General features: G+C 43.7%; 20 protein-coding genes. 8 read left to right on the top strand and 12 right to left on the bottom strand.

Features of this window, described 5'->3' with window-relative positions:
* Nucleotides 1-11: 11 nt before the first annotated feature.
* The gene (locus tag V7L12_RS03405; protein WP_335082301.1) at nt 12-194 is read right to left on the bottom strand and encodes a DUF433 domain-containing protein; all 183 of its coding nucleotides are present in this window, start codon (nt 192-194) and stop codon (nt 12-14) included.
* Between the two features lie 161 nt (nt 195-355).
* Here V7L12_RS03405 and V7L12_RS03400 point away from each other — a divergent pair, with 161 nt between their 5' ends.
* Nucleotides 356-553 (top strand): hypothetical protein, encoded by a 198-nt coding sequence (locus V7L12_RS03400; protein ID WP_335082142.1) that lies wholly within the window; start codon nt 356-358, stop codon nt 551-553.
* A 90-nt stretch (nt 554-643) separates the two neighbouring features.
* Here the strand turns inward: V7L12_RS03400 and V7L12_RS03395 are convergent, their stop codons facing one another.
* A complete protein-coding gene (locus V7L12_RS03395; RefSeq protein WP_335082140.1) occupies nt 644-991 on the bottom strand; it encodes a hypothetical protein in 348 nt (115 codons plus the stop codon).
* Nucleotides 992-1,255: 264 nt separating this feature from the next.
* On the bottom strand, nt 1,256-1,729 hold the full coding sequence (locus V7L12_RS03390; RefSeq protein WP_334815493.1) for a DUF4385 domain-containing protein: 474 nt from the start codon (nt 1,727-1,729) through the stop codon (nt 1,256-1,258).
* A 77-nt stretch (nt 1,730-1,806) separates the two neighbouring features.
* On the opposite strand from V7L12_RS03390, the gene V7L12_RS03385 reads away from it, so the two are divergent.
* Together V7L12_RS03385 and V7L12_RS03380 are read left to right on the top strand one after the other, a co-directional pair.
* Nucleotides 1,807-2,274 (top strand): VOC family protein, encoded by a 468-nt coding sequence (locus V7L12_RS03385; RefSeq protein ID WP_335082138.1) that lies wholly within the window; start codon nt 1,807-1,809, stop codon nt 2,272-2,274.
* A gap of 28 nt (nt 2,275-2,302) precedes the next feature.
* Nucleotides 2,303-2,599, top strand: a complete 297-nt coding sequence (locus tag V7L12_RS03380) for a hypothetical protein (protein ID WP_334815497.1) — start codon at nt 2,303-2,305, stop codon at nt 2,597-2,599.
* Between the two features lie 525 nt (nt 2,600-3,124).
* On the opposite strand, the gene V7L12_RS03375 is transcribed toward V7L12_RS03380, so the two are convergent.
* Complete coding sequence (locus tag V7L12_RS03375; RefSeq protein WP_335082136.1) at nt 3,125-3,886, bottom strand: class I SAM-dependent methyltransferase; 762 nt, start codon at nt 3,884-3,886, stop codon at nt 3,125-3,127.
* Nucleotides 3,887-3,892: 6 nt separating this feature from the next.
* On the opposite strand from V7L12_RS03375, the gene V7L12_RS03370 reads away from it, so the two are divergent.
* Nucleotides 3,893-4,711, top strand: a complete 819-nt coding sequence (locus V7L12_RS03370; protein ID WP_335082134.1) for a class I SAM-dependent methyltransferase — start codon at nt 3,893-3,895, stop codon at nt 4,709-4,711.
* Between the two features lie 175 nt (nt 4,712-4,886).
* A complete protein-coding gene (locus V7L12_RS03365; RefSeq protein ID WP_335082132.1) occupies nt 4,887-7,151 on the top strand; it encodes a cation:proton antiporter domain-containing protein in 2,265 nt (754 codons plus the stop codon).
* Between the two features lie 187 nt (nt 7,152-7,338).
* Here the strand turns inward: V7L12_RS03365 and V7L12_RS03360 are convergent, their stop codons facing one another.
* Together V7L12_RS03360 and V7L12_RS03355 are read right to left on the bottom strand one after the other, a co-directional pair.
* Nucleotides 7,339-8,925: a GMC family oxidoreductase gene (locus tag V7L12_RS03360; RefSeq protein WP_335082130.1), complete on the bottom strand. Its 1,587-nt coding sequence runs from the start codon at nt 8,923-8,925 to the stop codon at nt 7,339-7,341.
* An 87-nt stretch (nt 8,926-9,012) separates the two neighbouring features.
* Nucleotides 9,013-9,198, bottom strand: coding sequence for a hypothetical protein (locus V7L12_RS03355; protein ID WP_335082128.1), 186 nt, complete (start codon nt 9,196-9,198; stop codon nt 9,013-9,015).
* A gap of 435 nt (nt 9,199-9,633) precedes the next feature.
* On the opposite strand from V7L12_RS03355, the gene V7L12_RS03350 reads away from it, so the two are divergent.
* Entirely contained in the window at nt 9,634-9,861 is a 228-nt protein-coding gene (locus tag V7L12_RS03350) for a hypothetical protein (protein ID WP_335082126.1), read from the top strand.
* 57 nt (nt 9,862-9,918) lie between these two features.
* Here the strand turns inward: V7L12_RS03350 and V7L12_RS03345 are convergent, their stop codons facing one another.
* The 3 genes from V7L12_RS03345 to V7L12_RS03335 all read right to left on the bottom strand — a co-directional run bounded on the left by V7L12_RS03345 (nt 9,919) and on the right by V7L12_RS03335 (nt 13,437).
* A complete protein-coding gene (locus V7L12_RS03345) occupies nt 9,919-11,331 on the bottom strand; it encodes a TolC family protein (RefSeq protein ID WP_335082124.1) in 1,413 nt (470 codons plus the stop codon).
* A 116-nt stretch (nt 11,332-11,447) separates the two neighbouring features.
* A complete protein-coding gene (locus V7L12_RS03340; protein WP_334822335.1) occupies nt 11,448-12,119 on the bottom strand; it encodes an ABC transporter ATP-binding protein in 672 nt (223 codons plus the stop codon).
* 37 nt (nt 12,120-12,156) lie between these two features.
* Nucleotides 12,157-13,437 carry an ABC transporter permease gene (locus tag V7L12_RS03335; RefSeq protein ID WP_442947864.1) on the bottom strand — a complete coding sequence of 427 codons (1,281 nt, stop codon included), beginning with the start codon at nt 13,435-13,437 and terminating at the stop codon, nt 12,157-12,159.
* A gap of 74 nt (nt 13,438-13,511) precedes the next feature.
* On the opposite strand from V7L12_RS03335, the gene V7L12_RS03330 reads away from it, so the two are divergent.
* Nucleotides 13,512-13,895, top strand: a complete 384-nt coding sequence (locus V7L12_RS03330) for a hypothetical protein (protein WP_335082122.1) — start codon at nt 13,512-13,514, stop codon at nt 13,893-13,895.
* Nucleotides 13,896-13,908: 13 nt separating this feature from the next.
* Here the strand turns inward: V7L12_RS03330 and V7L12_RS03325 are convergent, their stop codons facing one another.
* Nucleotides 13,909-15,492 carry an efflux RND transporter periplasmic adaptor subunit gene (locus V7L12_RS03325; RefSeq protein ID WP_335082120.1) on the bottom strand — a complete coding sequence of 528 codons (1,584 nt, stop codon included), beginning with the start codon at nt 15,490-15,492 and terminating at the stop codon, nt 13,909-13,911.
* 100 nt (nt 15,493-15,592) lie between these two features.
* Nucleotides 15,593-16,144, bottom strand: coding sequence for a hypothetical protein (locus tag V7L12_RS03320; RefSeq protein ID WP_335082118.1), 552 nt, complete (start codon nt 16,142-16,144; stop codon nt 15,593-15,595).
* Between the two features lie 583 nt (nt 16,145-16,727).
* Here V7L12_RS03320 and V7L12_RS03315 point away from each other — a divergent pair.
* Nucleotides 16,728-17,621, top strand: coding sequence for a tetratricopeptide repeat protein (locus V7L12_RS03315; protein WP_335082116.1), 894 nt, complete (start codon nt 16,728-16,730; stop codon nt 17,619-17,621).
* Between the two features lie 243 nt (nt 17,622-17,864).
* Here the strand turns inward: V7L12_RS03315 and V7L12_RS03310 are convergent, their stop codons facing one another.
* Nucleotides 17,865-18,263, bottom strand: a complete 399-nt coding sequence (locus V7L12_RS03310; RefSeq protein WP_069073372.1) for a response regulator — start codon at nt 18,261-18,263, stop codon at nt 17,865-17,867.
* Between the last annotated feature and the right edge of the window lie 63 nt (nt 18,264-18,326).

Raw genomic sequence — 18,326 nt, 5'->3', positions numbered from 1 at the left:
TAGAAACTGCATCATCCCGCCTCAGACAAAAGCGGTAGAGTGTACAAAGATTCTTCACGCATACACTCTGCCGTAAAAGCAAATACTGCCCTTAGTGCTTCTGAGGTAAGAGTCGGATAGTTTTCTAGCACTTGTTGTTCTGTCCATCCCGCAGCAAACAAACCCAATAAGAACTCTACAGATAAACAACCCAGTAGAATTTTAAGGTCTGAATGAATGTACTGTTGCCAGTCCAGAGTTTATACTCCGACTAAGCTACAGCTATTGTTGCACAGTATGATTTTTGTCGGCTTGGTGAGTGGGGAAATGCGATCGCGTTAATCTTAAATTAATTGGCAACAATATAATCAGCTTTATGCAATCCTTCAATATCACACTGCCAAATGCGATCGCTAATGCTCTCAGTGCTTACATCGGTGATCAAGAAGTTTCCTTACCTGCTAGCGCTATTGTAGAAAATGCCCTCGAAGAATTCCTCAGCCAATGTGGTTATTTTACCTCCACAAAAGCAAGGTTTACGCCTAACTCCTGCACCCAAGGGAAGTGGATTTAAAGATACGTCAGTAAATCACGATAAAATTCTAGCTGAACAAGCGTTTTCGTAAAATATCACACCGCCAGATGCGATCGCATTACTCTTAAATTAATTGGCGACAATGTAAAAAGTTTCTACAATCAGTCCTCTAAACTCGTCAGCGAGTATCAAAGACTCGTCGGCGAGTATTAAAGACTCATTCACGAGTATCAAAGACTCGTCGGCGAGTATTAAAGACTCATTCACGAGTATTAAAGACTCGTCGGCGAGTATTAAAGACTCATTCACGAGTATTAAAGACTCGTCGGCGAGTATCAAAGATTCGTTCACGAGTATCAAAGACTCGTCGGCGAGTATCAAAGACTCGTTCACGAGTATCAAAGACTCATTACCGAGTATCAAAGACTCGTTCACGAGTATCAAAGACTCATTAGCGAGTATTAAAGACTCATTCACGAGTATCAAAGACTCGTCGGCTGTTCTGACTTTTCCCAGTATCTGGAAAACCTCTCTCTAAATCTCTCTCCTACAAGGAGAGAGACTTTGAAATTTCCCCCCTTCCCGCGTCGGGAAGGGGGTTAGGGGGTTAGGTTTTTCGTGGACTTTTCTACTTGATCTGAATTGTCAGATCGGCTGTTTGGTAGAGTGCTTAGGGACAACATAACGCAGTAAAAACAACTTGGAAGGTGCTTTACCTTCCTAACCCACCTACAAAGGTTATTAATCTACCTCGTACATCTGCTTATGTTTGACTAAAAGCTCTTGATATTTCTCATTTGTCTTTGCTTCTACCCACTTGGCTTTAAATATTGCTGCTGATTCGGCTTTAACTGGGTCTACTTCATAAGGAAGAATCTCTTTTTTGGAATCTGAAGTTTCCGAATTTTGTTTATACTTCCTGCCGCTTTTATGATTAGCATAACGGCGGGAGCGAGTATAGCCCATTTGGATAAACTTTCGTGCCATATCCGCTCCAACAAAATCATCTTTCTCTAAATAATCAAGAAAAAGCTCGTATATTTTTTCACTCGACTCTCTAGCAATCTCAGGAGTTTTAAACCGCCAGTAGGGAAGAATTTCTGATTTGTATGGTTCTACCAAAAGTACACCCTGCTCACCCTTGCCAACACGATAGAGTTCAGGGTGTTGGCGAAAATCGATATTTTTAAAGTCTAAAGAATAATCAAAAGCCATGCTAAGTGTTTATTATGAATAATAAACTTTAAGAAAGAAGTCGAGCTTCTATCTCTGTATGGAAATTTTGTTTTATTATGCTATCTAGCACCCAATCCGTGAACAGTGTCCTTGCTCCGGGCAATCTGCGTAAAGTGCATCACATTGCCCTCAACGTTAAAGATATGCAAGCTTCCCGCTACTTTTATGGCACAATCCTGGGTTTGCACGAACTGACAGGCGACGAAGTACCTGCAACTCTGGTGGAACTTGTCGCATCTGGGAAAGTAGCCAACTTCATCACCCCGGATGGGACGATACTGGATTTATTTGGGGAACCCGACTTAATACCACCAAATCCAGACCCCGAAAAGACCTTCACCAGAGCCTACCATCTAGCCTTTGACATCGATCCGCAGTTATTCGAGCGCGCGGTGACAGTGATCAGAGAAAATAAAATAGCGATCGCACATGGCCCAGTCACTCGCCCTACTGGTAGAGGAGTGTATTTTTACGATCCAGATGGCTTTATGATTGAAATTCGTTGCGATCCAGAAGCTAGTTAACTTAGGGGTAATAACAAAAGTATCTACTATGACCGCTAAACTCACGCAAATATTTAAAGTAATTGAAGACACAATCACAAAACCGCCAATTCCACACGAACCATACAAGCAATCATTGAAAGCCTGGGCGATGTATTGTTTGCGAGATAAAGGTTTTATAGTCGCTTATGCTCAAAATGCCGACTTTGCCATTGAAAGAAAACGTGAAGAAAAGCTATATTTTAAAGTTTCAAACAGCCCCGATGATTTAGATAATTCTCTTAACTGGATTGTTTGGGATAGTGTAACCAAAAGCGCCAGTCTCATTCCCCAAAAAATAGACTGATGCCAAAAAAACGCTGGGGAGCATTCAATATGCTTATTTTTCATCCCTAATTTAACAGCCTTTTTTAGACATAACAAATTAACTGCAAAATTCTGTGGTGCATTGTTAGTTTTTACCAGGAGTTATCAAATAAAATCGCTACTTTTAATCTGGCTTTGTCTCGGCTCAATCATTTAAACTTTGACTTAAAAAGAGTCTACCAGTCTCTGTTAGCCAATATTTAGCTGAGTTTCCTCCTTCTGGCGGCTCTAGTCGAAGAAACCTAACATTAACAAGCTCCTTAAGTACATAAAATGAAGGGGGATTGAGTTCAACATCATTTAATTGGTCAACGGACTTAACGATGTTATACCATGTCAGTAATCCATTATTGACTGCAACTTTTTCAAGAATTATTTTGGTTGAATTAAGCTTTAGATAGTTTACATTCATCGATACATTTTTTCGTTGCTTCTTAACCTTGGTTGTGAACAAGAGTAATTTAGATGCGTTTGCCCTTTTTTATTCTGATACACTGCCCAAGCCTCATCTTGTCAAGAAATCGCTAGAATCTGGTTTCTCAAATACCATTAAATGCTGTTGAGGTAACAAGTTTTTAGTTTCCCGCCAAACTAAACCAACAGCTTGCATTTCTTTACGGACTTGCTTTTGAGTCATTTTGTGCAGACGTTTAATCAGAATAAAGGGATTTTCACCCCGGTACTCAACCAGCACCACCTTCCCACCTGGTTTAAGTGCTTTCACAATTCCTTGCATTACTTCTTGGGGATACTCAAGTTCATGATAAGCATCTACCATCAATGCCAAATCGATACTTTCAGATGATAAGTTGGGGTCAGTAAAAGTGGCTAAAATCGGCTCAACATTGGTGATATTTTTCTCTTTTTTGAACAACTCAATGATTTCTAACATTTCTGGTTGAACATCTACAGCTAACACCTTACCTGCTGTTAATAACGGCGCGATGCGAAAGCTTAAGTAACCTGTACCAGCGCCAATATCTGCCACCACATCGTTAGGTTTTAGGTTGAGGAGGCTGACTACCTTACTTGGCTGTTCTTCTCTCTCTCGATTTGGACGTTCTAGCCAGCCAGCGCCAGTGTATCCCATAACTTGGGCGATTTCGCGCCCCATGTAGTATTTGCCGATACCATCTGGACTGTGGATTATCCGTTGTTCGTAAACAGTGGTGGATGAAGACGCGGCTTGTGCTGTCACGGTTAGGTTCAGCAGCGAACAACTCAATATCACAACAAGAGTTACTATAAAGTGGAGAAAATTTGACATTTGGTTATGACCGATCTGGATATTTATAAGCAGCAACTAAAAGAATTTTATGGTAGTAGAACGACTTATGACCATGAAAAAGATACTCGCCATCCTCTAGAAGCCAAGCTTTTACTTGAATTTGTTCCCCTACATTCGGGACAGAAAATCCTTGATGTGGCAACTGGAACAGGTTTAGTTGCGATACCCGCAGCTAAAAAAGTTGGTTCAGATGGCTATGTGATTGGGATTGACATGACCCCTGGAATGTTGCATCAAGCAAGACTTAAGATTGCAGCAGCAAGATTACAAAATATCGAGTTGATTGAGGCAGATGCAGAATACTTCAACTTTAGTGATAGTAGTTTTGATGTTGTCTTTTGCTGTGACGCAATTGTACTTTTTCCTGATATTCTTGCTACTTTGCAAAAGTGGTATCGCTTCTTAAAAACAGGAGGGTATGTGGCATTTACCTGTCCTCCCGAAACTGCTTATATGGCATCTCTTCAGCAGAGGATCTGCGCTAAAGTTTTGGGCGTATCGCTACCACATATCCTTGAGCCACTTGGGACTCCAGAAAAATGCCGCAATTTGCTCAATCAGGCAGGTTTTAGAGATATCGAAATTAAGATTGAACCATCAGGACGTTATCAACCTCTTAGGGATAACAGATTATCTGAGATAGCAATTAATATAAATTTTAAAGGTAATCCCCTGTTGTCAAAATTATCACAAGCACAATTAAATCAGTTGCAAGTTGAGTACAAAGCAGAAATTGAGAAATTAGCAACCGATCAAGGTCTTTGGATAGACACTACAAAGTTCTTTGTTCGCGCTCAAAAATAACTGAATGAGCAAAGCTTTGTTTCTTACCTGACAACTTAGGGCGATCGCCCATGATAATCTTGCCATTAATAATAGACAATGACACTTTAACCTCCTAGACCGATGTAGAACTAAACATTTTCAGATTTACTTGAAGCAGCCCCTTTAAAAATTTGTAATCCAACCTTTGGACATTATGCAAAACCTGTCCCTGATATTAGTGCCTGTACTTGCTGCACAGAAAGTAGCAGGTGACGGTTTAATTAAACCTCTCGGTCATCATGAACTGCTGTTGGTACTGGTGCAACTGTCACTATTGCTTCTGGTAGCGCGGGGATTAGGTGAATTGATGCGCCGGATTAATCTACCGCCTGTTGTTGGGGAATTACTGGCGGGTGTGCTGCTTGGCCCTTCTCTATTTGGTTTGCTGCTTCCCGACTTACAAGCACACATCTTTCCCAAAAGTCAAGAACAGTCTAATTTACTTTCGGTGATTTCTTGGTTAGGCGTGTTATTTTTGCTGATTGTGACTGGGTTGGAGACGGATCTCAAGCTGATTCTTCGTAAGGGTAAAACGGCTCTTTTGATTTCACTGGGTGGAATTATTATCCCGTTTATCACCGGATTTGGATTGGGCTGGCTATTGCCAGATAGTTTTTTAGCCGACCCAGAAAAGCGATTGGTATTCAGTCTGTTCATCGCCACAGCAATGAGTATTTCCGCAGTCCCAGTGATTGCTAAGGTGTTGATGGACTTAAACCTGATTCGCCGTGACATTGGTCAAATTACCCTAGCTGCCGGCATGACTGACGACACCATCGGCTGGATTTTACTTTCTGTGGTTTCAGGTTTAGCTAGTAGCGGTAAATTTGACTTTGGGACAATTTTCCATTCTGTGAGTGCAGCGGTATTGTTTCTAGCGATCGCCTTCACAATTGGGCGTACCATTGTAGACCAGATTTTGCGCTGGGTTGATGACTATGTTGGTGGAATCGCCGCTAGTATGTCGGTTGTGCTGATTCTTGCGCTCTCAGCAGCAGCACTTACCCACGGATTAGGTCTAGAAGCGGCATTAGGTGCTTTTGTAATGGGGATTCTAGCAGGTCAATCCCGCCGCTTTAGCAATGAAGCTGGACACATGTTAGAAGTCTTCACAGCAGCCTTTCTAGCGCCAATTTTCTTTGCTTCAGCGGGCTTGAAAGTGAATTTACTAGCTCTGTTAGTCCCTCAAACGTTGATATTTGGCTTGATTGTTCTCGTTGTCGCTTGTGTTGGCAAATTTACAGGTGCTTACCTTGGTTCTCGTGCGGGCGGATTGAGTCATTGGGAAGGTTTGGCGATGGGTTCCGGGATGAATGCTCGCGGGGCGATGGAAATTGTCGTTGCCACGATTGGTTTATCTTTGGGAGTGCTGAATCCCCAGATGTACTCGATTATTGTCATGGTGGCGATCGTCACTTCTTTAATGGCTCCACCCCTGCTGCGCTGGACTTTATCAAAAGTGGTTATGGGTGAAGAGGAAGCTCGACGTTTGGAACAAGAAGAACAGGATAGCCGCAGCTTTATCAAGCAGATCCAGCGTGTTTTAATACCTACTAGTGGTGGCCCCAACATCCAACTCGCAGCGCAACTAGTCGGTTACATGGCTCACCAAAATTCGATAGAAGTTACATCTCTATATGCCCTGAGTGATAAGCAACCTCAAAGCAGAGGACGCCGGATGGCGGCAACCCAGGTTAAAGATACCGCCGCCGAGCAAGCTCTGACTGCTGTGACTGAGGAAATGCAGCTACCTGCTGATACCACCCTGCAAACAAAAACGGAGTCTGGGCGTAATAAAGCGGAGGTAATTCTGAATGAAGCGAACAAAAACTATGACTTGATTGTACTGGGAGCTTCTGAACAGATAAGCCCCCAGAAAGCATTGTTCAATTTGCTTGTTGATCGGGTTGTCCAAGAAGCCCCTTGTGCAACGATGGTGGTAAAGTCGCATCTACTCCAAACCAAAGGCGAGATATGCAAAATCGCTCAACAACAGCTGAAAAAGATTTTGGTGCCAACGGTGGGGACAGAATATGGTAAAAATGCCGTAGAGATGGCAAGTACGATCGCCGCTCAAACCGGGGCATTAGTGATGATTGTTAATGTGATTAATTTGCCACAGGTTGAGTATATTCTTTACGAACAGCGATCGCTAGCTCCAGTCAAGGAAATTGCTCACGATATGCTCGAACAGCAAGCAGCCATTGGCCGCAATCTGGGTGCTGATGTCAAAACCTATATTCTTCAAGGAACCAGCCCAGAAAAGGAAATCCTCAAGTTTGCCCAAACCCAGGAAGTTGACCTAATTATTCTAGGGAGTAATATCCGAATGGTTACAGGTCGCGTTTTCTTCGGTCATAGAGTCGATGCAATTCTAAGTAAAGCCCATTGCCCAGTAGCAGTAATTACTGTGCCATAGTTGTTCTAAGCTTAGATGCATTTAGGCAACTTTATCGTTTGTGCGTAATGCTCGAAGACGAGGTAAAGCTTTGCTTTGAGGCCTCCTTGAGTCTTTTCAAAAGCTAGATCCCTGGAATCCCGGTTGAGCGTTTCCTGAATCTCTGTTTTGTGAATCATCGTTATCTTTAGGTGATCGCGCCAGCGAGTTAGTTTGCCATTGCTGAAGCTACTTGCGATGAAACGCTACCTGCGGCTTTAATTAAATCGGCTCCTTTCTCGCCGATCATAATGGTGGGCGCGTTCGTATTTCCCCCGACTAGAGTTGGCATGATCGATGCATCAACAACCCGCAACCCCGTAACACCGCGTACCCGGAGTTCGGGATCGACAACCGCCATTGGGTCAGTTCCCATTTTGCAGGTGCCGACAGGATGATAGCCCGTAACGCAAAATTCCCGGATGTAAGCTTCGAGTGCTTCATCGCTAATCACCTCAGCACCGGGACTGATTTCCTCACCTCGAAACTGATCAAAGGCACTTGTATGAAATAATTTACGCATTATTTTAATCCCTTCAACTAGCTTTTGCACATCGGATTGACTTTGCAGAAAGTTCATCCGAATAATCGGTGGGTCTTTGGGGTCAGCCGAGGGCAAACTGACACTCCCAATGTTTTGAGGATGAGTCAAACTGACTGTAACAGTGAATCCCAAACCAGAGAGGGTTTTGCCAGGAGATATCCACAGAATGGGACCGAAGAAAAACTGTAAATCTGGCGTGGCATCCAGATTACCTTCGGTATGCAAAAACAATCCGGCTTCAGCGTTACCATTACTGCTAATTGCCGGGTCTAACCCAGCAATTACCTCGTGTGCCACAGGACTGGTAATTATCTGGTGTGCCACAGGAACGAGAGAGTGGTCTTGGAGGTTTTGACCGACACCTGGCAAATCAACGACGACAGGAATCCCCATTGCTTGCAGGTGTTCTGCATCACCAATGCCGGAAAGCATCAGCAGCTTGGGCGAATCGAATGCACCAGCACTTAAAATCACTTCTTTGTTAACCCTGGCTTGGTGCAGCGTTCCCTCGTGCATATATTCCACCCCAATGGTGCGGGTTCCCTCAAACAATAACCGAGTCACTAACGCTCCTGTTGTTATTGTTAAATTGGGACGCTGGAGAATTGGCACCAAGAATGCAGCAGCAGCACTGTGACGTTTACCATCCTTGACCGTCAACTGATAAATTCCCGCACCTGATTGCTGTATTCCATTGAAGTCAGGATTGTGCTTATATCCGATTGCCACGGCTGCTTCTACAAATCGTTGCGATGCCACAGTAGGGGGTTGAATATCGGTGACGCTCAACTCACCATCAACCCCGTGGTATGCGTCGGCACCGCGTTGCTGGTTCTCAGATTTCTTGAAATAGGGCAATACATCTTGGTAACTCCAACCAGGATTCCCCAATGACTGCCAGTGGTCATAATCGTGATCATTGCCCCGGATATAAATCATGGAATTAATCGAACTGCTGCCACCCAAGACTTTGCCACGGGGACAAAAGATTTTGCGGTTATTCAGGTACGGTTCTGGTTCAGAAAAATATTTCCAGTCCAGTTCCGAGCGAGGTAGGTTGGGGGATGACAACGGGATTTGAATCTCAGGTTTAGTATCTGGATTGCCAGCTTCGAGTAATAACACAGTTGTTTCACTCTCTTGTGTCATCCGGTTGGCGACAACGCAGCCTGCCGAACCTGCACCAATCACAATATAGTCATATTGAGTCATCACATCCTCGCTTGTAAATTCAACTACTTCAAGAGCTGCAACTTAAAGATTGGTTAAAGCTTGAAGTTTAAGAATCTGACTGTTGCATTACGACCAACACAGAGATTCATCCTGAATCTCTGACGCTAATTTTTCTTCTGATTGTGCAAAATTTGGGTCAGATTTCATTATCTCTTGTAAGTAACCAACTACCTGATCTAAATTAGCCCTTGACCCTTTTTCTGCCTCTACTAAAGCTGTTACTGCCTCTTGCTTACCTCGAAGCTTGTCCAAATCTTGTCACGTAGCGTTTTTATCTTTGTTAGAGTTGCTTGTGTCAGCTTCTCATATCATGTCCAGTTAAAGACTTATCAGGCAGCAGGGGTGCAGAGGAGCAAAGAATCAGAGGAGAGGGCTTTTGGGCTTTCTGCATAAATTTGGGAATTAAAACTAATTAGCCAAACTTGATATCAATTGTTTTTCCAAAAGCTATTTTCAAAGGCTTTGTTACGATTGCCTTTGGCACTGCCCCGATTGCGATCGCTAACTGCTGGCTGTCAGCAGTAATCTTTTATGTGTTTATATTTAATCTTTTTAAGTAATAAATGTATTTTTGTACTGAAGATAGTCATTAGTAATTGGCTGTATGGTTGTGCCAAAGGCAATCGCACGTTGTTTTGCCCAACCTCACTTGCATCGCCTTGTTCCCTCCCCGGCAGGGTCGCTAGATTGTCTTTGCGAACAATGCAAGCCAATGCGTTAACAATGCAACCCAATGCGTTAACAATGCAACCCAATGCGTTAACAATGCAAGCCAATGCGTTAACAATGCAACCCAATGCGTTAACAATGCAAGCCGATGCGTTAACAATGCAACCCAATGCGTTAACAATGCAAGCCGATGCGTTAACAATGCATCCCAATACATTGGCATTGCGGGGTATTGCCTTTCTTTAATTCGCTACCAATTCATGAAATGCTGTACTAAGCAAACTTTTCTTTAATGATTTGACCTTAGCGCGAAGCCCTAGATGTTACCGATCTTTGTAAATTAGCTAGAGCGCGATTGTAATCCAAAATAGCTGCGACTCGATTACCTTCTGCTCTTGTCAGGTCATTTTCAGCATCAATCACCTCTGTTTGAGTGCCCACACCAGCTTGGAACCTCAATCTTGCTAAATTCAGAGCTTCCCTGGCTTGATTTAAAGCCACACTAGAAGTCTGCACATTATTTAAATTGGATTGCAATTGAGCATAGTACTGTTCTACATCAAAGCGAATTTGGTCGCGTTGGGTAGCAAATTGACTCTCTGCGATTCCAATATTAGCTCTCGACTGATCTGCACGCGCTTTTGCTGCTCCCCCTTCAAACAATGTTAGATTTCCTTGAATTCCTGCAGAATAGCCATCAGTAATGCTAACGCCATCGTTATACCGATCTAGCAGATTGTAGTTGCCGACCAAACTAACTTGCGGCCCTAGCTGTGAAAGTGCCTGTCGTCGCTGTTGCTCGTAAATATTACGTTGTCCCAAATACTGTTGCAACTCTGGACGATTTTGAAACGCTTGGACAATACTTTGTTCTACCGTCTGCGGCCAAAGACCCGCTAATTGTACAGGATCAGAGGCACTGATCTCAACTGACTGCGACAAACTTAACAACGTGGCAAGCTGACGACGGGCAATTTGCTGCTGTGAGATTGCATTAGTCAGTTGTTGTTGGGCGTTTGCTAAATTCACCTGAGCTTGCAGCACATCGAACCGCGTACCTACTCCAGCCTGTTCTCTGGCTTGAGTATCCCGCAAACTAGCCTGGGCATTTGTCACAGCAGACTGATTAATTCTTACTTGTTGATCTGCTTGTTGCAAATTGTAGTATTGAGTTGTGGCATTCAAGCTAATTGTCAAAAACTGACTTTCAACATTTAATTGATCTACCCGTAGCTGTTCTTCTGCGGCTCGGATACTCGCTTGTCGGTTCCCAGAATTATAGAGATTATAATTCAGTTGGGCTGAACCATTAAAAGAGGTGCTGGATTGAGATGAATTGTTATTAAAACCATTACCATTATTAGTCACGCTACTGTTAATCCCAAGAGTAGGAAACAAGGCAGCTTGAGACTCACGGAGCGCCGAGCGACTGCGTTCTAGCTGTAATATAGCTACCTGTAAGTCTCGATTGTTGCGTTTTGCGAGTTCCAAAGCTTGTGCCAAACTGATTGGCACAGTTCCCTGAATCTTTACTTCCTCCGGTTTAGTCGGAAATTGGAGAGGATTGGGATTGGGGTTGAGGCGATCAAGAACTTGTACAGAGCTTGAAGAATTCTGTGCTTTCAGCGGAGTTGCTGCACTTGCTGCATTTGGAAAAAGAATCGCGATTGCGACAGTAAACCAGGTAAAATGCACGAAGAATAAGCTGAAATTCATAATCCAGATATAGTAATTAATTAGGTTATTTGAGGATATAATCAAAAGTTTTCATTCTGATTGACCTATAGAGATTTAAATCTTAAATTCCTCCTCAAAAGGTTGATCTTAACAAATTAGCCGACAATCAAACCATCCTGAACTCGGATAATCCTTTGGGTTTGAGCAGCGATATCTGGTTCATGAGTGACAATCACAATCGTGATCCCTTGGTCATTAAGTTCAGTCAGCAAACTCATCACCTCGTGGGAAGTTTCAGTATCTAAAGCTCCTGTTGGCTCATCAGCCAAAACTAATGCAGGTCGGTTGACCAAAGCACGAGCGATCGCTACTCGTTGCTGTTGTCCGCCAGAGAGTTGACTAGGACGGTTAGCGATGCGTCCCCCTAGTCCTACCTTTTCTAAGGCTTCTAATGCCCTTTCCCGGCGTTTTGGCTTGGGTAAATTGGCGTAAACCATTGGCAACATCACGTTTTCCAACGCTGTCGCCCGTGCCAATAGGTTAAATTGTTGGAAAACAAAACCTATCCTTTGGTTGCGGATATAGGCTAATTCATCATCATCAAAAGTCGTCAGGTTTCTGCCTTCAAAAATATAGTCTCCAGTTGTGGGACGATCCAGACATCCCAAAATATTCATCAGCGTGGATTTACCCGAACCTGACGCACCCATAATCGAGACGTATTCCCCTTCCTCAATCGAGAGTTGAATTCCCTTGAGTATGGGAACACTAACTTCTCCCAAGTGGTAGGTCTTAGTAATAGATTCCATCCAAATCATGGTTGGCATAAAAGTTACGAATTACGAATTACGAATTACGAATTATCTAGTCACTTCTTAAAGCATTGATTGGATCTAATTTAGATGCGTTCCGTGCTGGAATCACCCCAGCGATTAAGCCAACAGTTAACGAGAGTACAAAGCCAGCAACGATCGACAATAAAGAAATTACAAACGGAAACTTGAAAACGTTTGCAGCTACAAAGGCTAATAAAATGCCAGTTGCCATGCCAATACCTCCGCCGACAATGGAAATCACGATCGCTTCCGCTAAAAATTGATTAAGTATTGCAGAATTAGTTGCTCCTACAGCTTTGCGAATCCCGATTTCTCGCGTCCGCTCGACCACAGAAACTAGCATAATGTTAGCAATACCAATACCACCAACAACCAGAGAAATTCCAGCGATCGCTACCACCATGACTGTAAATAAACCCACAATACTAGTAAAGGTACTAACAATATCAGCTTGATTAGTCAGCCGAAAATCATCAGCTTGTGGGGGATAAATGTTATGACGCAGCCGTAAAAGATTGGTGACTTGAAACTGAGCGGCTTCTAACTGCTCCTGATTAGCGCCTTTGACTAAAATTCCACTTACAGAAACGCCCACCAGGGCATTATTCCCAACTAGTCTCTTCGACATACTAGTTAGAGGAATAAAAATCTGGTCATCTCGATCCATCGGCCCCTGAGAACCTTTAGGTTCCATCACCCCAATCACTTCATAAGCCTCTCCCTGAATCCGAATTCTCTCACCGATCGGATTTACACCCTGTGCAAAGAGTGTTTTTTGAACTGTCGGGCCAAGAATGGCAAGCTGTGCGGCAATATCTAGTTCTTCCTGAGTAAAATATCTCCCTTGTTGGGGGTGAGTATTTCTGACTTCTGGGTAGTTCAAATCTGTGCCATAAATGGTTGTTGAGGTGTTCTGTCCTGCATAGACAACTTGAGCAGTCCGTTGGAGATAAGCAGAAACCATCTGTGCTGATGGCGCTTGTGTAGCGATCGCTTTCGCATCTTCCCAAGTCAAGGTACTGCTAGAACCTACTCCTTGACGGACATTCCCGCTTCTTGCCGCACCGGCTAAGATTTGGATCACATCTGTACCCAATGCTTGGATCTGTTGCTCAACTCCTTTTTGTACTCCCTGACCGACAGAAGTAATGGCAATAACTGAAGAAATCCCAATAATCACGCCCAACATAGTTAGACCTGTGCGTAATTTGTTACTCCACAGAGTCTCTGCCGCCATTGTCAAGATTTCCAGCAATGGTACTGTGCGGGTATTCTTAACTTTGTAAAAGCCCTTAAATATCTTAAACATAAAGTTTTATTTGAAACTCAATACAATTCAGTTAAGCATTTCTTCCTTCTCTTCCTTTGCGTCCTTTGCGTCCTTTGCGGTTCGTTAAAAAAATTGAGCCTTTTGACTCGGCAGTTGAGCCTTTTGACTCGGCAGTTGAACCTTTTGACTCGACAGTTGAACCTTTTGACTCGACAGTTGAGCCTTTTGACTCGACAGTTGAGCCTTTTGACTCAGCAGTTGAGCCTTTTTACTCGGCAGTTGAGCCTTTTTACTCGGCAGTTGAGCCTTTTGACTCAGCAGTTGAGCCTTTTGACTCGACAGTTGAGCCTTTTGACTCGACAGTTGAGCCTTTTGACTCGGCAGTTGAACCTTTTGACTCGACAGTTGAGCCTTTTTACTCGGCAGTTGAACCTTTTTGCTCCCCTTTCTGTTCCATCCCCTTGCTCCCTTGCCTCTTTTTAACTAAACCGTATTGATTTAAAACTCACTTTAAGGGGAACCACCAGCAGAACCACCGCCTGAACGACCTCCGCCGCCACCGGCTCCTCTTCCTCCGCCTCCACCACCACCTAGACCAGGGAAAACTCCTCCTCTTGGTGTTGATTGCGGACGCGATCCTGGTGGGAAACTGAGCAACACCCTTTCCTCTCCTGTCAATCCAGACTTAACTTCAGTAAAGTTATTCGCGGTGACGCCAGTCTCAATGCGAGTGAACACAGGTCTGTTATTTTTTCCTGGCACAAACACGCCTGTAGCATTTTCTTGGCGTACCACCGAGGCTGTTGGCACTACTAAAACATTTTGAACTTGACCGACTTGAAAATCTACTTCCGCATTCATCCCAGACCGCAGTAGTCTTTGAGGGTCTAAAAGCGATACTCTCACTTCAAAACTGGTGACGTTTTGCTCTACTATTGCTTGGGCAGCAATTTGGCTGACTTTACCTTCAAAGGTTTTTCCTGGATAGGCATCTGCTTTAATCGAGACTTTTTGACCAAGGCTGATTTTGGAAATATTTGTTTCCGCTAAATTGGCGACAACTTCATTTGTGGAAGCTAAAGACAAGATTGAAGAAGAAGAAGAAGAAGCTACTTCACTACTGGCAGTTGTGGGTGTCACGAAAGCGCCTGGATCGGCAAATTTCTTTGTCACCACACCATCAAAGGGTGCGCGAATGATCGTGTCGTTGATTTCGGCTTGAATGTTTTGCAGCGAACCACGAGCCGATGTTACCTGGGCACGAGCGGCATTAATATCTTCTTGGCGCGTTCCGGCTTTCAGGAGTGCCAAAGCTTGCTGTCTTTGCTTCACCACAGCTCGTACTTGCTCGATGTCTTCTGGACGTGACCCGGCTTTTTGCAACCCCAGTGCTTGCTGTGCTTCATTTACATTAGCTTGGGCGCTGTCGCGATTGGAACGGTTTTGGTTGAGAGTCTGAAGGGAAATACCACCTGCATTGTAAAGTTGCTGATTACGAGCAAAATCATCTTCTGCTTGGCGAAGGGCAGCTTGAGCGCTTTGCAAGCGTGCCTGTGCTTGGGCAATATCTTGAGAGCGATTACCTGCGATCGCTTTTTGCAAATTCGCCTCGGCTTCGTCTAATGCTCCCTGTGATTGGGCAATATCTTGAGGACGATTACCTGCGATCGCTTTTTGCAAATTCGCCTCGGCTTGTGCCACTTGTCCTTGAGCGGAGGTAAGTTGCCCCCGGAGGTTGGAATCATCCATGTAAGCGACAATCTGTCCTTGTTTGACGATATCTCCTTCTTTCGCCAGCAGGCTTTTCAAGATGCCGGAATTTTTTGGGCTAAGGTTGATTGACCGCTCAGGTTTCACCGTTCCGTTCGCTGAAACTGTGATTGTTAAACTCTGCCTTTCTACAGGTCTTGTCAGTACCCGGCGGCTGGCTTGTTGACGGGGAGCAACCGTTACTTGGTAATAAACTGCATAGCTAATTCCACCCAAAAGGCAAAGAGCAATTAGCCAAGAGAGCCAATTACGTCTGCCTTTTTTTTTCTTTACCTCTGGAACTAAAACTGATGAATCTACGGTATTTTGTGTATCAATTTTCATATCCATTTTGTCTATAAAGAACGGCTACCGAGCTGTTATTCACGGCTAAAACTATAGCCTGGTAGCCTAATACTGACAATGATTTTGAGTTTTTAGTGTTTTAAAGGTTTATTTGCAGTACTAATCCACTAGGAAGTCTGAAGTAATCATCACGCACTCTCACTAATCTCCCAGCAGGAACAATTTCCTGATTGGGAAGAAGAATATCCCCGTTAGGAAGTCTGAAGTAACCTTGATCGCGCAGTCTGATTACGGATCTAGCAGGAATAATTTGCCCATTGGGATATCTGATATCACCATTACCAAGTCTGACTACTCTGCCATTAAATTGGTTGTCACGATTCCAATTATCCCTGTCTCTAGAGTTTCTGACTTCTCTAGAATTGGATCTGCCGTCGCGATTCCAATTATCCCTGTCTCTAGAGTTTCTGACTTCTCTAGAATTGGATCTGCCGTCGCGGTTCCAATTATCCCTGTCTCTAGAGTTTCTGACTTCTCTAGAATTGGATCTGCCGTCACGATCCCAATTTTGATCGCGATCGCCAACAACGTAGACTTTCGTCTGGGCATTTGCAGGGGCAGTCAAGAGAGTGGGAACAACGATCAGGGCAGCAGCAGCTAATACAATCGATATACGGTTTGGTTTCAACATGGAATTGACTCCTTACTTACATTAAAGTTCTATTCTGCTGAGGTTTGGATGAAGCAATCTTAGACAGTTGCTTTTTTTTGATATCAAAGTGTTTAATATCTACCTCATCGTATAAATTCATACATAATAATTATCGTTCAAAACATCTAGACTGATGTATGACCAAAGTCACTAGTAATTCCAGACTGATGTATGACCAAAGTCATCAATTGTTTAATGGGTATGGGGCATTGGGCACTTGTACTGAGCGACTTGCCCTCTTGGTAGTCGTTCGTGTAGCGTCCCGTAGGGAAGGGAGTCGAAGTATTGGGCATTGGAAGAGGCAGAGGTGCAAAGAGGCAGAGGGGAAAAACTTACTGCAATTTCTCCCCTGCTCCCCCGGTTACTGAGCGACTTGCCCTCTTGGTAGTCGTTCGTGTAGCGTCCCGTAGGGAAGGGAGTCGAAGTATGCTCCCCTGCTTTTCAACTCTCTCATTTCTCCACATCCCTTTCCCCAAGATTGGTAAGATTTTGCTACCGTCAAGAGCGCAGATCGTTTAAGCTAGCTGAAAGATTCTTTGATTAGTGGCTTAAAGGCGGTAGTGTGCCTAAACATGTTCGTTTGATTTCTCTTTTAATGGTCTGTAGTTTATGGAGTATGCCAAAAGCCGCTAACGCGCAGGCATTAATACCTCATACACTGCAACTAGATGCGACAAAGTTAGAAAAGCAGGGGTTGAGCTTGGCACAAGAGGCGGCTCAACTAGCTCAGTTTCAACAGGTTGAATTAGCTTTGCCACGAGCGCGGCTGGCTAGTCAACTGGCTCCTGGGAATGATAAAGTGTGGTTGCTATTAGGTGGATTGCAACTGCAAACGAAAGAGTTTGATGGGGCGATCGCTAGTCTGAAAAAAGCACAATCTCTCAACCCCAAAAATGGTGATATTTTGTTTGCTTTGGGTTCAGCGAATTTTCAACAGAAAAATTACCAGGCTGCTGTTGTCAATTATCAAGATGGTTTAAAATTAAAACCCAACGATCCAGAGGGATTATTTGATTTGGGTAATGCTTATTATTTGTTGGGTAAATTGCCAGATGCGATCGCACAGTACGATAAAGCTATCTCTCAAGATAAAAAATTCTGGCCGGCGCTCAACAATATTGGCTTAATCAACTACGAACAGGGTAATATCCCGGAAGCGATTAAGCGATGGCAATCTGCTGTAACCCTTGAGAAACAAGCGGCAGAACCTTTATTGGCCTTAGCCGTGGCACTGTATACTAAAGGCGATCGCCAACAAGGACTAACTTTGGGAGAAGCTGCACTCCGTATTGATTCGCGCTATGCTAACTTGAATTTCCTCAAAGAAAATCTCTGGGGCGATCGTCTACTGTCTGATACGAAAAAATTCCTAGAATTACCACGTATTCAAGCAGCTATACAGCAACGAGAAAACTCATCATCAGCGCCTACACTTAGAAAACAGCCTACTCAATAGGTAGTGCTGAGTGCTGTTAGCGGATAGCTAAGGTTTAGCCCGTGCTGAGTAAAGAGTTTGGAGTTAGAAGTTTGGAGTTAACAGTTAAATATTTGAACTCATAACTCCTGACTCAGCACTCCTTCTTACCACTTGCCTAGCAGTACCTTTTCGTAGTACATCTATACTAGATAAATACAGGAATTAGTTGCCCAAAAACATTGGCGGGCAAGTATTCCTGAAATAAGTCGTTAATTTCCAGTGTTAGTCTGTGGGTAGAAGTGCGATGATTTGGTCAACGAACTGTTGATGGTCAACAACTGGCTTAGAAATGTAGCCATCAGCACCGCTTTGCTTGAGAAAATTCTCGCGATCGCCTTCCATAGCATGTGCTGTCACCAGAATCACAGGTAAGTTTGCTGTTTTTGGATCGGATTTTAACATTTGTGTAATCTTGATTCCATCAACAGACTTGCCTTGGTAAACACTTCTGGAGAGAGAAACATCCATCAAAATCAGGTCGGCTTCTCCTGATTGGGCAATTTTGATGACTTCTTCGACATTTTCAGTGTGTTTCACACCCAAGCCACCACGCTTGGACAAAATTTTGGAAAAAACACGAGCATTAATTAGATCGTCTTCGACAATTAAAACAGTTTTCATGAGAATTTTAGTTATAGAGGTGAGGAGATTCAAGAATTCCAGAATTCAAAATTAAGAAATGCA

It is taken from the genome of Nostoc sp. (assembly GCF_036918245.1).
GTDB lineage: Bacteria > Cyanobacteriota > Cyanobacteriia > Cyanobacteriales > Nostocaceae > Nostoc.
The sequence above is the reverse complement of the archived record's forward strand: the minus strand, read 5'-3'. Positions and strand labels throughout refer to the sequence as shown.

Bases quoted from the DNA above. Each gene is read 5' to 3' on its own strand.
- V7L12_RS03400 (WP_335082142.1), top strand. From the start codon at position 356: ATGCAATCCTTCAATATCACACTGCCAAATGCGATCGCTAATGCTCTC.
- V7L12_RS03390 (WP_334815493.1), bottom strand. From the start codon at position 1,729: ATGGCTTTTGATTATTCTTTAGACTTTAAAAATATCGATTTTCGCCAA.
- V7L12_RS03385 (WP_335082138.1), top strand. From the start codon at position 1,807: ATGCTATCTAGCACCCAATCCGTGAACAGTGTCCTTGCTCCGGGCAAT.
- V7L12_RS03380 (WP_334815497.1), top strand. From the start codon at position 2,303: ATGACCGCTAAACTCACGCAAATATTTAAAGTAATTGAAGACACAATC.
- V7L12_RS03375 (WP_335082136.1), bottom strand. From the start codon at position 3,886: ATGTCAAATTTTCTCCACTTTATAGTAACTCTTGTTGTGATATTGAGT.
- V7L12_RS03370 (WP_335082134.1), top strand. From the start codon at position 3,893: ATGACCGATCTGGATATTTATAAGCAGCAACTAAAAGAATTTTATGGT.
- V7L12_RS03365 (WP_335082132.1), top strand. From the start codon at position 4,887: ATGCAAAACCTGTCCCTGATATTAGTGCCTGTACTTGCTGCACAGAAA.
- V7L12_RS03360 (WP_335082130.1), bottom strand. From the start codon at position 8,925: ATGACTCAATATGACTATATTGTGATTGGTGCAGGTTCGGCAGGCTGC.
- V7L12_RS03345 (WP_335082124.1), bottom strand. From the start codon at position 11,331: ATGAATTTCAGCTTATTCTTCGTGCATTTTACCTGGTTTACTGTCGCA.
- V7L12_RS03340 (WP_334822335.1), bottom strand. From the start codon at position 12,119: ATGCCAACCATGATTTGGATGGAATCTATTACTAAGACCTACCACTTG.
- V7L12_RS03335 (WP_442947864.1), bottom strand. From the start codon at position 13,437: ATGTTTAAGATATTTAAGGGCTTTTACAAAGTTAAGAATACCCGCACA.
- V7L12_RS03325 (WP_335082120.1), bottom strand. From the start codon at position 15,492: ATGAAAATTGATACACAAAATACCGTAGATTCATCAGTTTTAGTTCCA.
- V7L12_RS03320 (WP_335082118.1), bottom strand. From the start codon at position 16,144: ATGTTGAAACCAAACCGTATATCGATTGTATTAGCTGCTGCTGCCCTG.
- V7L12_RS03310 (WP_069073372.1), bottom strand. From the start codon at position 18,263: ATGAAAACTGTTTTAATTGTCGAAGACGATCTAATTAATGCTCGTGTT.